Annotated in this window: 15 protein-coding genes; 14 read left to right on the forward strand and 1 reads right to left on the reverse strand. The window is 75.1% G+C overall.

Annotated features, from left to right (window positions below; genetic code table 11):
* Positions 1-63 precede the first annotated feature (63 nt).
* From KLI87_RS16880 to aroQ, 12 genes are all read left to right on the forward strand, one after another.
* Positions 64-993: an ABC transporter ATP-binding protein gene (locus tag KLI87_RS16880; protein WP_214617804.1), complete on the forward strand. Its 930-nt coding sequence runs from the start codon at positions 64-66 to the stop codon at positions 991-993.
* Entirely contained in the window at positions 990-1,808 is an 819-nt protein-coding gene (locus KLI87_RS16885) for an ABC transporter permease (RefSeq protein ID WP_214617805.1), read from the forward strand. Before KLI87_RS16880 ends, KLI87_RS16885 begins: the two co-directional genes overlap by 4 nt.
* A gap of 33 nt (positions 1,809-1,841) precedes the next feature.
* The gene (locus tag KLI87_RS16890) at positions 1,842-3,116 is read left to right on the forward strand and encodes a sensor histidine kinase (RefSeq protein WP_214617806.1); all 1,275 of its coding nucleotides are present in this window, start codon (positions 1,842-1,844) and stop codon (positions 3,114-3,116) included.
* Complete coding sequence (locus tag KLI87_RS16895; RefSeq protein WP_214617807.1) at positions 3,113-3,718, forward strand: response regulator transcription factor; 606 nt, start codon at positions 3,113-3,115, stop codon at positions 3,716-3,718. The genes KLI87_RS16890 and KLI87_RS16895 overlap by 4 nt, the downstream gene beginning before the upstream one ends.
* 37 nt (positions 3,719-3,755) lie before the next feature.
* On the forward strand, positions 3,756-4,919 hold the full coding sequence (locus KLI87_RS16900) for a pyridoxal phosphate-dependent aminotransferase (protein ID WP_214617808.1): 1,164 nt from the start codon (positions 3,756-3,758) through the stop codon (positions 4,917-4,919).
* 27 nt (positions 4,920-4,946) lie between these two features.
* The gene (locus KLI87_RS16905; protein WP_214617809.1) at positions 4,947-6,053 is read left to right on the forward strand and encodes a ring-opening amidohydrolase; all 1,107 of its coding nucleotides are present in this window, start codon (positions 4,947-4,949) and stop codon (positions 6,051-6,053) included.
* Positions 6,054-6,110: 57 nt separating this feature from the next.
* The gene (locus KLI87_RS16910; RefSeq protein WP_214617810.1) at positions 6,111-6,806 is read left to right on the forward strand and encodes an SseB family protein; all 696 of its coding nucleotides are present in this window, start codon (positions 6,111-6,113) and stop codon (positions 6,804-6,806) included.
* 11 nt (positions 6,807-6,817) lie between these two features.
* On the forward strand, positions 6,818-7,615 hold the full coding sequence (locus KLI87_RS41550) for an A24 family peptidase (RefSeq protein ID WP_308166042.1): 798 nt from the start codon (positions 6,818-6,820) through the stop codon (positions 7,613-7,615).
* Between the two features lie 456 nt (positions 7,616-8,071).
* Positions 8,072-9,250, forward strand: coding sequence for a chorismate synthase (gene aroC / locus KLI87_RS16920; protein ID WP_156220948.1), 1,179 nt, complete (start codon positions 8,072-8,074; stop codon positions 9,248-9,250).
* 19 nt (positions 9,251-9,269) lie between these two features.
* A complete protein-coding gene (locus KLI87_RS16925) occupies positions 9,270-9,773 on the forward strand; it encodes a shikimate kinase (RefSeq protein ID WP_156220947.1) in 504 nt (167 codons plus the stop codon).
* Positions 9,770-10,840 (forward strand): 3-dehydroquinate synthase, encoded by a 1,071-nt coding sequence (gene aroB / locus KLI87_RS16930; RefSeq protein ID WP_214617811.1) that lies wholly within the window; start codon positions 9,770-9,772, stop codon positions 10,838-10,840. The genes KLI87_RS16925 and aroB overlap by 4 nt, the downstream gene beginning before the upstream one ends.
* Positions 10,837-11,280, forward strand: a complete 444-nt coding sequence (gene aroQ, locus KLI87_RS16935; RefSeq protein ID WP_214617812.1) for a type II 3-dehydroquinate dehydratase — start codon at positions 10,837-10,839, stop codon at positions 11,278-11,280. The genes aroB and aroQ overlap by 4 nt, the downstream gene beginning before the upstream one ends.
* On the opposite strand, the gene KLI87_RS16940 is transcribed toward aroQ, so the two are convergent.
* On the reverse strand, positions 11,277-11,852 hold the full coding sequence (locus KLI87_RS16940) for a TetR/AcrR family transcriptional regulator (protein ID WP_214617813.1): 576 nt from the start codon (positions 11,850-11,852) through the stop codon (positions 11,277-11,279). The genes aroQ and KLI87_RS16940 overlap by 4 nt on opposite strands.
* 142 nt (positions 11,853-11,994) lie before the next feature.
* Between KLI87_RS16940 and KLI87_RS16945 the strand changes: the two genes are divergently transcribed.
* Both KLI87_RS16945 and KLI87_RS16950 read left to right on the forward strand, forming a co-directional pair.
* Positions 11,995-12,660 carry an enoyl-CoA hydratase/isomerase family protein gene (locus KLI87_RS16945; protein WP_214617814.1) on the forward strand — a complete coding sequence of 222 codons (666 nt, stop codon included), beginning with the start codon at positions 11,995-11,997 and terminating at the stop codon, positions 12,658-12,660.
* 58 nt (positions 12,661-12,718) lie between these two features.
* Positions 12,719-13,765, forward strand: coding sequence for an LLM class F420-dependent oxidoreductase (locus KLI87_RS16950; protein WP_156220944.1), 1,047 nt, complete (start codon positions 12,719-12,721; stop codon positions 13,763-13,765).
* The last annotated feature ends 2 nt before the right edge of the window (positions 13,766-13,767 follow it).

Raw genomic sequence — 13,767 nt, forward strand, 5'->3', positions numbered from 1 at the left:
CGCCGCGCGAACCGGTGACACCGGCTTCTACCCCGGCGCGCCCGCGCCCGCCACGCTGGGGGCATGGAGACGAACCCAGCCATCCGGGTCGAGCGGCTGCGCCGGCGCTACGGCGACCACGAGGCCGTCGCCGGGATCTCCTTCGAGGTCGCGGCCGGGGAGCTGTTCGCGCTGCTCGGCACCAACGGCGCCGGGAAGACGACCACGCTGGAGACGCTTGAGGGGCACCGTCCCGTCCACGACGGGACGGTCCGCGTCCTCGGCCGCGACCCCTACGCCGAGCGCCGCGCGGTCCGCCCGCAGATCGGGATCATGCTGCAGGACGGCGGCTTCTTCGGCGACCTCACCGTCGCCGAGACGGTCGCGCACTGGCGCGGGTTCACGCCCCGGCCGCGCGACCTCGGCGAGGCGCTCGCGCTCGTCGCGCTGGAGGAGCGGGCGGACGTGCGGGTCCGGCAGCTCTCGGGCGGGCAGAAGCGCCGCCTCGACCTCGCGCTCGCGCTGCTCGGCCGCCCCCGCGTCCTGTTCCTGGACGAGCCGACCACCGGCATGGACCCCGAGGCACGGCACGCCACCTGGCGGATCGTCCGCGACGTCGTCGAGGACGGCACCACCGTGCTGCTCACCACCCACTACCTGGAGGAGGCCGAGCACCTCGCCGACCGCCTCGCGATCATGCACCGGGGCCGGATCGAGCGGTCCGGCACCGTCGCCGAGGTCGTCGCGGGCCACGGCGACCGCATCGGCTTCCGCATGCCCGAGCGGCTCGGGGTCGCCGACCTGCCCGCGCTCGGGGGCGCCGCCGCCGACGTCGCGGTCGAGGGCGGCCGCACCGCCGTCACCTACACCGTCGCGGGCACCGGCCTCCAGGCCGGCCTGTACGAGCTGCTGCGCTGGGCCGACGAGCGCCGCGTCCGGCTCGACGGCCTGCACGCCCGCAGCGCCTCCCTGGAGGACGTCTTCCTCCGCACCGCCGAAGGAGCGGCCCGATGAACCTCCCCGCGCCCTACGGGGCGAGCCCGGCCGCGATGCTGCGCGTCGCCCGCCTCGACCTGACGCTCCTGTGGCGCAACCGGACGTCGCTGTTCACCGTCATGGGCCTTCCGGTGCTGTTCACCGCCCTGCTCGTGCCGCTGCGCGGCGAGCGGATCGACGGCACGGACGGCGCGCTCCTCCAGGGCACCGGGCACCTCGCCTTCTTCCTCGTGTTCGCCGTGTTCATGAACCTCGTCACGGTGTTCACCGCGCGCCGCGAGGACCGCACGCTCAAGCGGCTGCGCGGCACCGCGCTGTCGGACGCCGACATCCTCGGCGGCAGCGTCCTCACCGCGACCGCGCTGTACGCGGCGCAGGCGCTGGGGCTGCTGGTGCTGCTCGGGGCGGCGATGGGCGGCCGGTTCCCCGCCGACCCGCTGCTGCTGGCCGCGGGGCTCGCCGGGGGAGCGGTGGTGTTCGCGCTGCTGGCCTTCCCCGTCGCGGCGGTCACCCCGACCGCCGAGATGGCCGGGCTCACCGTCCTGCCGATCATGTTCGCGTGCATGGCGGGCGCCGGGGTGATGTTCCCCCTGGACGGCCTGCCCGGCGCGCTGCGGGAGGCGTGCCGGTGGCTGCCGCTCAGCCCGGTCGTGGAGATCGCCAGGACCGCCTACTTCGGGCGGGACTTCGCGGGCGGCGGCGGGCACCCGTCCGTCGGCCTCCTGGAGGGCTGGGCGGAGTGCCTGCGCTCGTTCGCCGTCCTCGCGATGTGGGCGGGGCTCGGCCGCGCGATGGCGGGCCGCTGGTTCCGCTGGGAGCCGCGCCGCGGCTGAGTCGGTACCCTGCCTGGCGAGGAGGAAGCGGACATGGCGGTCGCCACCACGGCGGAGCTGGCGGAGCAGGACACCCGCAGGCTGGAGCGCTACCGGCGCGTCACCTACCGGTCGTTCATGCTCGCCTCGCTGGGCTTCCTCGGCCCGGGCCTGGCCGCCCTCGTCGGCTCCTACGCGGCCGGCGACCTCGCCGGGCCGCTCGCGCTGGCCGGGCTCGCGGGCCTCGGCGTGCTCTTCGCCTGCTACCTGTGGCTCGTCCGGACGGGCCTGGACGGCGGGGCGCCACGGCGCGCCCTCGTGGTCAGCGGCGCGGTGACGGCGGCGCTGACCGCGCTGCTGCTCGCCGACCCGCTGTTCAGCGTCGTCCCCGTGTTCTGGGTGTCGGCCGTGGCGCTGACGCCGATGAGCCGCACGCGGATCGCCGCGCTGTGCGGCGGCACCGGCGCGGTCTGCGGGGTGTTCGGCACGCTCGGCGCCGAGCGCCTCTACCCCGGCCACACCATGCCCTGGTTCGGCGTCCTGCCGATCCTCGTCGCGGTCTACACGGCGGCCTGCGCGCTGGTGGCCTTCCTCAACCGCTACCAGCGCGGCACCTGGGAGCTGCACCAGCAGGCCTACGCCGGACGCGACGCGCTCGCCCGGCTCGCGGTCACCGAGGAGCGGCTCCGCTTCTCCCGCGACCTGCACGACCTGCTCGGCCACAGCCTCTCGCTGATCGCGGTGAAGAGCGAGCTGGCGATGCGGCTCGCCGAGGCCGACCCGGGCCGCGCGGGCGCCGAGATGTCCGACGTGCGGCGCGCCGCCCGGGACGCGCTGCGCGAGGTCCGCGCCGCCGTCCACGGCTACCGCGCCGTCGAGCTGGACGCCGAGCTGGCCGGGGTGCGGGCGGTGCTGGAGGCCGCGGGCGTCCGCTGCGAGGTCGGCGACCTGCCGGACGGGCTGGCGCCCGAGGTCCGCTCCGTCCTCGCCTGGGTGATCCGCGAGGGCGCCACCAACGTGATCAAGCACAGCGAGGCGCGCCGCTGCGCCGTGACCGTCGTCCGCCGCGACCGGTCGGTGGTCCTGGAGATGGTCAACGACGGCGTCCGCGCCGCCGCCGACCCGCGCACGGGCCCGCGCACCGGGTCGGGCCTGGCCGGGCTCGCCGAACGCGTCGCCGTCCACGGCGGCGAGATCACCTCCGGCCCGCACGGCCGCACCGGGTTCCTCCTGCGCGCCGCGGTCCCGCTGCCCCGCGAGGGCGGCCCGGCCGGCGGGCCCGGCGCGTCGCCCGCCCCGGACGCCCTGCCCGCCGGGAGGACGGCGTGATCCGGGTGCTGCTCGCCGACGACGAGCACCTCATCCGGGGCGCCGTCGCGGCGCTGCTCGGGCTGGAGCCCGACCTGGACGTCGTCGCCGAGGTCGGACGCGGCGACGAGGTCGCGGCGGCCGTCGCCGAGCACGACCCCGACGTCGCCGTCCTCGACATCGACATGCCCGGCGCGAACGGCCTCACCGTCGCCGAGACCCTCCGCGACCAGGGCGCGCGGTGCTCGGTCTGCATCCTGACCAGCTTCGGGCGCCCCGGCTACCTGCGCCGCGCGATGGCGGCGGGCGTGCGCGGCTTCGTCGCCAAGGACGCGCCCACCGAGGAGCTGGCCGCCGCGATCCGCAAGGTGCACGACGGCGGCCGCTACCTCGACGCCGAGCTGGCCGCCAGCGCGATGGCCGCCGGCGACAACCCGCTGACGGGCCGCGAGCGCGAGATCCTCCGGCTCACCGGCGCCGGGACCGAGACCGCCCGCATCGCCGCGCTGCTGCACCTGTCGGAGGGCACCGTGCGCAACTACCTGTCCACCGCGATGGCCAAGCTGGGCGTCCCCAACCGGCTCGCCGCCGTCCGCGCCGCCCGCGACATGGGCTGGATCTGACCGGGGCGGCCTAACCCGATCGGGTTAGGCTGTCGGCGTGGCTGAGGCTCTCGTACCGCGCATGCAGGGATTCGGCGAGACGATCTTCGCGGAGATGTCCGCGCTGGCCGTCCGGACCGGCTCCATCAACCTCGGCCAGGGCTTCCCCGACACACCGGGGCCCGCGGCCATGCTCGACGCGGCGGCCGAGGCCGTCCGCGCCGGCGACGTCCAGTACCCGCCCGGCCCCGGGGTGCCCGAGCTGCGCGAGGCCGTCGCCGCGCAGCGGCTCCAGCGGTACGGGCTGGCCTACGACCCGGCGACGGAGGTGTTCGTCACCGTCGGCGCCACCGAGGGCATCGCCGCCTCGGTGCTCGCCCTCGCCGGGCCGGGCGACGAGGTCGTCGTCTTCGAGCCCTACTACGACTCCTACGCCGCCGTGATCGCGCTGGCCGGGGCCGTGCGCAGGCCGGTGCTGCTGCGCCCCTCCGGCGGCCGGTTCACCTTCGACCCCGACGAGCTGCGCGCGGCGGTCGGGCCGCGCACGCGGCTGCTGCTGCTGAACTCGCCGCACAACCCCGCCGGCACCGTGTTCACCCGCGAGGAGCTGGAGACGATCGCGGACGTCGTCCGCGAGCACGACCTCGTCGCCGTCACCGACGAGGTGTATGAGTACCTGACCTTCGACGGCACCGAGCACATCCCGCTCGCCACCCTCGACGGCATGCGCGAGCGGACGGTGTCGGTGTCCTCGGCGGGCAAGACGTTCTCGGTCACCGGCTGGAAGACCGGCTGGGTGACCGCGCCCGCCCGCTACGTCCGCGCCGTCCAGACCGTGAAGCAGTTCCTCACCTACGCCGCCGCCGCGCCCTGGCAGCGGGCCGCCGCCTACGCGCTGGGCTCGGAGCTGGCGTGGGTCGCGGAGCTGCGCGCCTCGCTGGAGGGCAAGCGCGACCGGCTGGTCAGCGGGCTGGAGGCCGCCGGGTTCACCGCCTACAGCCCGCAGGGCACCTACTTCGTGCAGGCCGACATCCGGCCGCTCGGCTTCACCGACGGCCGGGAGCTGGCCCGCGCGCTGCCCGAGAAGGTGGGCGTCGTCGCGATCCCCACGCAGGTGTTCTACGACCACGCCGAGGCGGGGGCGCACTTCCTCCGCTTCGCGTTCTGCAAGAAGGACGAGGTCATCGACGAGGCGGTCGAGCGGCTCTCGCGCCTCCGCTGACCGCGCCGCAGGACAGGAGCCGACGACGTGCCCGACCCGATCGAGGTCCGCAAGGTCCCCATCGAGAGCGTGACCGACGCCTCCGGGCTGGCCCGGCTGATCGACGGGGGCGTGCTGGAGGCCGACCGGGTCCTCGCCGTCGTCGGCAAGACCGAGGGCAACGGCGGAGTCAACGACTACACCCGGCTGCTCGCCGACCGGGCGTTCCGCGAGGTGCTGACCGCCCGGGGCACGCGGTCGGCCGAGGAGGTCGCGCGGGTCCCGCTGGTGTGGTCGGGCGGCACCGACGGGGTGCTGAGCCCGCACGCGACCGTGTTCGCGACCGCCGACCCCGCGTCCGTCCCGTCCTCCGGCGAGCCGCGCCTGTCGGTCGGCGTCGCGATGAGCGAGGTCATCGCGCCCGAGGACATCGGCCGCCCCGCGATGGTCGCGACCGTCGCGGCGGGGGTGCGCGCGGCGATGCGGGCCGCGGGCATCGAGGACCCCGCCGACGTCCACTACGTCCAGACCAAGACGCCGCTGCTCACCCTCGACACCATCAACGACGCCCGCTCGCGCGGCCGCGACGTCGTCACCGACGACACCCTGGCGTCGATGGACGTCTCCAACTCGACCACCGCGCTCGGCGTCGCGGTCGCGCTCGGCGAGGTGGAGCCGCCCGCCGCCGAGCAGATCCACCGCGACCTGTCGCTGTACTCCTCGGTGGCCTCGTGCTCCTCGGGCGTCGAGCTGGACCGCGCCCAGATCGTCGTCGTCGGCAACGTGCGCGGCATCGGCGGCCGCTACCGCGCCGGGCACGGTGTGATGAAGGACGCGATCGACGCCGACGGGGTCTGGGACGCGATCCGCTCCACCGGGCTGCCGCTGCCCGACCGGCCCCGCGCCGCCGACCTCGGCGACCGGCTCGTGAACGTGTTCGTCAAGTGCGAGGCCGACCCGGGCGGCGCGGTCCGGGGCCGCCGCAACATCATGCTGGACGACTCCGACGTGCACTGGCACCGCCAGATCAAGGCGTGCGTCGGCGGCGTCGTCGCGTCGGTCACCGGCGACCCCGCCGTGTTCGTGTCGGTCGCCGCCGTCCACCAGGGGCCCTCGGGCGGCGGCACCGTCGCCGCCATCGCCGACCTCGGATGACCGAGAGTATCCGGGTTGTCGCCCACGGCGGTCGCCGGAGGTTATAGCCTTCCTGCCGTGTCCGGACTGAGCATTCCCGAACCCCAGTTCCCCGGGGACGACGGCGGCGCCGACCCCCGGCTGTGCGAGGCGCTCGCCGGCCACGCCGCCGGCCGCGTCGGCGAGCACGCGGTGCTGCGGCGCCTGCAGGGCGCGCGGCTGCTCGTCCCCGTCGTCGCGGTCCTCACCGAGGAGGAGCAGGTCGCCCCCGGCGAGCTGCGCCGGGAGAAGTCGAGCGACATGGCGCTGCCCACCCTCGTCGGCGAGGACGGCCGGCGCGGCGTCCTCGGGTTCACCTGCGTCGAGACCATGCTGGCGTGGCGCCCCGACGCACGGCCCGTCGCCGTGCACGCCCGGCAGGCGTGCCGGGCCGCGCTCGACGAGGGTGCCCACGCGCTCGTGGTGGACGTCGCGGGCCCCGTCCCGTTCGCCGTCGACGGGCTGCGGCTGCACCTGCTCGCCGAGGGGCGCCCCGTCCCGCCGCCGCACGAGGACCCCGACGTCCTCGCCGCCGTGGAGGCCGCGTTCGGGTCCGACCAGGCGGTCAGCGGCGTCCGTGTCACCGAGGGCACCGGCGCCGAACTCGCCGTCCGCTTCGCGGTGGTCCCCGGCCACGACGAGCGGCTCACCGTGCAGCGCGTCTCCGACCGGCTCGCCGCCCTGCTGCGCGGCAGGATCGTCGGAGGCGTCGAGTTGAGCGTCGTCCGCCGGTAGGGTACGGCGTCGTGGACGCTCCCGACGCCCCCGTCCCAGGACCCGCCGGCCCCGACACCCCCGCCCCCGAGCCCGCCGCGCCCGCGGGCCCGCCCTCCGCGGCCCCGGCCCCCGAGGCCGGAGTCCCGGACGCCGAGGCCCCCGAGGCCGGAGTCTCCGAAGCCGGATTCTTCGAGGTTCCGCCCGCCGCGACCCAGCCCTCGGCGGTGCGGGCCCCCGGCGAGGACCCGGCGGACGCGTGGTCGCTGCACGCCGCCTGGGCCGCGCCGCTGCGCCGCCGCCCCGTCCCGATCGCGCTGCTGGCCCTCGCCGTCCTCACCGCGCTGACCTGGCGGATCGGCGCCCGCCCCGACCTGCCCGCGTTCCTGTGGCTCGGCCTCGCCGGAACGTTCCTCGGCGTCGTCGACGCCACGCTGCGGCGGCTCCCCGAACCGCTCACGCTGCCCTCCTACGCGGCGGGCGTCACGCTGCTCGGCGCCGCCGCGTCCTTCACCGACGACGGCGGCGCGCGGTTCGGCCGCGCGATCCTCGGCATGGCCGCGCTCGGCGCGTTCTTCGGCGTCCAGTGGCTCCTGCTGCCCGAGGGGACGCTCGGCTTCGGCGACGTCACGCTCGCCGGGCTCCTCGGCATGCACCTCGGCTGGCTCGGCTGGCGCGCCTGGGTCCTCGGCGTCACCGCCACGCTCGCGATCGCGCTGGTCGTGTCGCTGGCCCTGCTGGCCACCCGGCGCGCCGGGCGCAAGTCCCAGATCCCCTACGGCCCGTTCCTGCTCGCGGGCACGCTCGCCGCCGTCCTCGTCCACGGCTGAGCCGCCCGCTCCCGCCGGCCCGCGGTCGATCATCCGAAGCGGCCGGTGACTTCGTCAACACTGGCCGTTGCCTCCGCCGCCGCCCGGCATTCATGATCAACTCACCGGCACGGAAGGAGCCGACGTTGACGGACCTCTTACGCGGGCCTCGCGGAGCTGGGCGTCCGGCCGGGCGGCTTCCTCGACCTCGCCGAGCGGTACGGGATCACCGCCGCCTACCTCACCCCGCTGGTCCTGGACGCCCCCGTCATCTGAGACCCGAGCAGGGCAACCGAAGGAGGACGATGGAATTCCAGGACGTGCTCGCCGCCCGGCGGATGGTGCGCCGCGGCCTCCCATGCGCAAGCCCCTGGAGGACCTCGTCCGCTACGAATCCTGGTGACCTCCGGCCGCCCCGCCCTCTCAGATGCTGGACGGCGTCACGGGGCGCGGCGGGGAGTCAATAGGATCTGACGCATGCTGCGCTGGTTGACCGCGGGGGAGTCCCATGGCCCGGCCCTCACCGCGATCGTGGAGGGCCTGCCGGCCGGCGTGCGCGTGACCTCGGCGGACATCGCCGAGGATCTGCGCCGCCGGCGGCTCGGGCACGGGCGGGGCGCCCGGATGAAGTTCGAGCAGGACCAGGTGCGGATCCTCGGCGGCGTCCGGCACGGGACGACGCAGGGCGGTCCGGTCGCGATCGAGGTCGGCAACACCGAGTGGCCCAAGTGGGAGACGGTGATGGCCGCCGACCCTGTGGACGCGGACGTCCTCGCCGCGCAGGCGCGCAACGCGCCGCTGTCGCAGCCGAGGCCCGGCCACGCCGACCTCGTCGGGATGCAGAAGTACGGCTTCGACGACGCCCGCCCGGTGCTGGAGCGGGCGAGCGCCCGCGAGACCGCCGCGCGCGTCGCGCTCGGGACCGTCGCCAGGGCGTTCCTCCGGCAGACCCTCGGCGTGGACGTGCTGAGCCACGTGATCGCGCTGGGCGAGGTCGAGGCGCCCGAGGGCGTGCTGCCGGGCCCGGGCGATCTCCAGCGGGTGGACGAGAGCCCCGTGCGCTGCTTCGACGCCGCCGCGTCCGAGGCGATGGTCGAGCACATCGACGAGATGAAGAAGGCGGGCGACACGCTCGGCGGCGTCGTGGAGGTGCTCGCCTACGGCCTGCCGCCCGGCCTCGGCAGCCACGTCCACTGGGACCGGCGGCTCGACTCGCGGCTCGCCGGGATCCTCATGGGCATCCAGGCGATCAAGGGCGTGGAGGTCGGCGACGGCTTCACGACCGCGCGGCGGCCCGGGTCGCGGGCGCACGACGAGATCGACGCCACCCCCGACGGCGTCCGCCGCCGCACCAACCGCGCCGGCGGCGTCGAGGGCGGCATGACCACCGGCGAGCCGCTGCGGGTGCGGGCGGCGATGAAGCCGATCTCGACCGTCCCGCGCCGGCTGGACACCATCGACGTGCGGACCGGCGAGCCCGCCAAGGCCATCAACCAGCGCAGCGACGTCACCGCCGTGCCCGCCGCCGGGGTGGTCGCCGAGGCGATGGTGGCGCTCGTCCTCGCGGACGCGGCGCTGGAGAAGTTCGGCGGCGACTCCGCGGAGGAGACCGCCCGCAACGCGCGGGCCTACCTCTCCGCGCTGACGGTCAAGTGACCCCGGGAGGCGAGTGGACATGACGCGACCGAAGGCGGTCCTCATCGGGGCCCCCGGCTCCGGCAAGAGCACGGTCGGCGCGGAGCTGGCCGGCCGGCTCGGCGTGGCGCTGCGCGACACCGACGCCGACGCCGAGGCCGCGGCGGGCAAGCCGATCGGCGACATCTTCGTCGAGGACGGCGAGGAGCGCTTCCGCGAGCTGGAGCGCGCGGCCGTCGCGGCGGCGCTCGGCGAGCACGAGGGCGTGGTCGCGCTCGGCGGCGGCGCCGTGCTGGCCCCCGAGACGCAGGAGCTGCTCGCCGGGCACACCGTCGTCTACCTGCGGGTGGGCCTGTCGGAGGCGATCAAGCGGGTCGGGCTGGCCTCGGCCAGGCCGCTGCTCGTGCTGAACCCGCGCAGCCAGATGCGCAAGCTGCTGGAGGAGCGGCTCCCGGTGTACGAGCGGCTCGGCACGCTCCACGTCGACACCGACGGGCGCGAGCCCGCCGACATCGTCGAGGAGATCGTGCGGGCGCTGCCGTGACCACCCGCATCCGCGTCGGCGGCGCGGCCCCCTACGACGTCGTCATCGGGACGGGAGTGCTCGGCGAGCTGCCCGCGATGGTGGGGGAGCGGGCCCGGACGGTCGCGGTCGTCCACGCCGAGGGCCTGCCCGAGATCGCGCGGCCGGTGTGCGGGGCGCTGGAGCGGGCCGGGCACGAGGTCCACGCGCTGCCCGTCCCGGACGGCGAGGCCGCCAAGGAGGCCGGCGTCCTCGCCGGGCTGTGGTCGGCGTTCGCCGCGCTCGGCATGACCCGCACCGACGTGGTCGTCGGCGTCGGCGGCGGCGCCACCACCGACCTCGCCGGGTTCGCCGCCGCGTCCTGGCTGCGGGGGGTCCCGGCGGTGCTCGTCCCGACCACGCTGCTCGGCATGGTGGACGCGGCGGTCGGCGGCAAGACCGGCATCAACATCCCCGAGGGCAAGAACCTCGTCGGCGCGTTCCACCCGCCCGCCGGCGTCCTGTGCGACCTCGCCACGCTGGTCACGATGCCGCATGAGGACTACATCAGCGGCCTCGCCGAGGTGATCAAGGCCGGGTTCATCGCCGACCCGAAGATCCTGGAGCTGGTCGAGGCCGACCCGGCGGCCGCCGTGTCGCCGGCCGGGCCCGCCACCCGCGAGCTGGTCGAGCGTGCCGTCCAGGTGAAGGCCGACGTCGTGTCGTGCGACCTGAAGGAGAGCGGGCTCCGCGAGATCCTCAACTACGGGCACACGCTCGCCCACGCGATCGAGAAGGCCGAGGACTACCGGTTCCGGCACGGCCACGCCGTCGCGATCGGCATGGTGTACGCGGCCGAGCTGTCGCGCCTCGCGGGGCGCCTGCCCGCCGAGGTGGTCGAGCGGCACCGCGCCGTGCTGGCCTCGGTGGGCCTGCCGGTCTCCTACGGCGCCGCGTGGCCCGGCCTGCGCGCCACGATGAGCATCGACAAGAAGGCGCGCGGCGCCACGCTCCGGTTCGTCGTGCTGGACGGCGTCGCCGAGCCCGGCCGCCTCGAAGGGCCCGACGAGGCGCTGCTCGCCGCCGCCTACCGGGAGGTCGCCCGATGACCCGCGTGCTCGTGCTGAACGGCCCGAACCTCGGCCGGCTCGGGATCAGGGAGCCCGACGTCTACGGCACCACCACGCTCGCCGACCTCGCGGAGCTGTGCCGCGCCGAGGGGGAGCGCCTCGGCCTGGACGCGGAGGTCCGCCAGACCGACGGCGAGGCGGAGCTGATCGGCTGGGTGCACGAGGCCGCCGACGGGCGGCTGCCGGTCGTCCTCAACCCGGCCGCGTTCACCCACTACTCCTACGGGCTGCGCGACGCGCTCGCCCAGCTCACCGCGCCGCTGGTCGAGGTGCACATCTCCAACCCGGCGGCCCGCGAGGAGTTCCGCCACACCTCGGTCGTCGCGGGCGTCGCCACCGGCACCATCGCCGGGTTCGGCATGAACTCCTACGTCCTCGCCCTGCGCGCGGTCGCCGACCTGCTGGCCCGGGAGCGCTAGGCGGACTCGACCGCCTCCCGCGTCATCGCCTTCAGCTCCTTGACGATGTCGTCCAGCGGGGCGACGTCGCGGTGGGCGCGGCAGAGGATCGTGGCGCCCTCGACGGAGGCGACGATCAGCCGCGCGAGCCGCGCCGCGCGGTCGTCGGCGACGCCGGCGTTGCCGAGGCCGGTGGCGAGGGTGTCCTGCCAGCGGTCGAACACGCGCGCGGCGGCCGCGGCGAGCTGCGGCGCGTCCTCGTGCGACTCGACGGTGACGGCGACGACCGGGCAGCCCGCGCGGAACTCGCTGCGGATGAGCACCTGCCGCCACCAGCCGGTGAAGGCGTCCACGGCGGACGCGGCGTCGCCGCCCTCGGTGGCCGCGAGGATGCCCGCGTTGAGGAACTCCCCGGCGTAGCGGACGGCCTCCTCGGCGAGCTGCGCCTTGCCCTCGGGGAAGTGGTGGTAGATCGAGCCGCGCGGCGCGCCGCTGTGCGCGATGACGTCGCGGAACCCCGTCCCGCTGTAGCCGCGCTCGCGGAACAGGTGGGCGGCGCTGCGCACCATGCGCTCCCGGCTGTCGGTCCCCATCCCCCGATTATGACCCTCATCATAAGCTTTGGCGATTCTCCATGACGGCCGTCATATTCGGCGCGCCCCGCGCGGCGACCAAGATTCCCTCAGGGGTTACCGACGAGTAAGGTTCGCTCTGGAACGGATCGAAGGAGATTTCGTGATCGACCTCCAGCGCGACGGAGACGTGTACGTCCTGCGGTTCGACGCCGGTGAGAACCGGTTCGGGCCCGACTTCCTCGCCGCCGTCGAGGAGGCGCTCGACACCGTGGAGAAGGACGAGGGGCCCCGCGCGCTCGTCACCACGGGAACCGGGAAGTTCTACTCCAACGGCCTCGACCTGGAGTGGCTCGGCGCCAACCCGGAGCGGTTCGAGGACTACCTGGGCCGCGTCCACGCCCTCTACGCGCGGCTGCTGGCGTTCCCGGCGCCGACGGTCGCCGCCGTCAACGGGCACGCGTTCGCGGGCGGCGCCATGCTCGTCCTCGCGCACGACTTCGCGGTGATGCGCGAGGAGCGCGGCTACTTCTGCCTGCCCGAGGTGGACCTCGGGATGAGCTTCACACCGGGGATGAGCGCGCTGGTCCAGGCGCGGCTGCCGGGCGCGACCGCGCACGAGGCGATGCTCACCGGCCGCCGGTACACCGCCGAGCAGGCGCGGGACGCGGGGGCCGTCCAGCACGTCGCCGCCGAGGCCGAGGTGCTGCCGGCGGCGACCGGGCTCGCCGCGTCCATGGCGGGCAAGGACGGCGCGGTCGTCGCGCGGATCCGCTCCGGCCTGTACCCGGAGGCGCTGGAGGCGCTGCGGGGCCCGGTGTTCTCGTGACCGGCGGCGACCCGCTACCGTCGGCTGAATCAGGTTCGGTTCGAGAGGGGACGCCGGCATGCGCATCGGGATGGCGCTGAACTACGCGGGCGGTTTCAAGGAGACCGTCGAGGAGCTGGCCGACTTCGAGAAGGCCGGACTCGACATCGTGTACGTCGCCGAGGCCTACAGCTTCGACGCCGTCAGCCAGCTCGGCTACATCGCCGCCAAGACCGAGCGGGTGGAGATCGCCTCGGGCATCCTGAACATCTACTCGCGGACGCCGACCGCGCTCGCGCAGACCGCCGCCGGGCTCGACTACGTCTCCGGCGGGCGGTTCACGCTCGGCATCGGCGCCTCGGGCCCGCAGGTCATCGAGGGCTTCCACGGCGTCCCCTACACCGCGCCGCTCGGCCGCACCCGCGAGATCATCGAGATCTGCCGGACGGTGTGGCGCCGCGAGACCCTCCGCCACGAGGGCCGCCACTACACGATGCCGCTGCCGCCCGAGCGCGGCACCGGGCTCGGCAAGCCCCTGAAGATCATCAATCATCCGGTGCGGCCCGACATCCCGGTCCTGGTCGCCGCGATCGGCCCGAAGAACGTCGAGCTGACCGCCGAGATCGCCAACGGCTGGGAGCCGATCTTCTACCTGCCCGAGAAGGCCGCGGACGTGTGGGGCGCCTCGCTCGCGGCGGGGAAGGCCAAGCGGGACCCGGCGCTCGGCGCGCTGGACGTCGTCGGCCAGGCGCCGCTGGCGATCGGCGAGGACGCCCAGGGGTTCCTGGAGTTCGGCCGCCCGATGGCCGCGCTGTACATCGGCGGGATGGGCGCCAAGGGCAGGAACTTCTACAACGACCTCTGCCGCCGCTACGGCTGGGAGAAGGAGGCCGAGGAGATCCAGGACCTCTACCTGGACGGCAAGAAGGACGAGGCCGCCGCCAAGGTCCCCTACGAGCTGCTGGAGAAGATGTCGCTGATCGGCCCGGAGGGGCACGTCCGCGAGCGGCTCGCCGCGATGAAGGAGTCGGGCGTCACCACGCTCAACGTCACCCCCGTCGCCGGGGACCACAAGAGCCGCCTCGCGCTCGTCGAGAAGGTCAAGGAGATGGCCGACGACCTGTGAGG

The sequence above is a fragment of the Actinomadura sp. NEAU-AAG7 genome (assembly GCF_018603865.1).
Taxonomy (GTDB): domain Bacteria; phylum Actinomycetota; class Actinomycetes; order Streptosporangiales; family Streptosporangiaceae; genus Spirillospora; species Spirillospora litoris.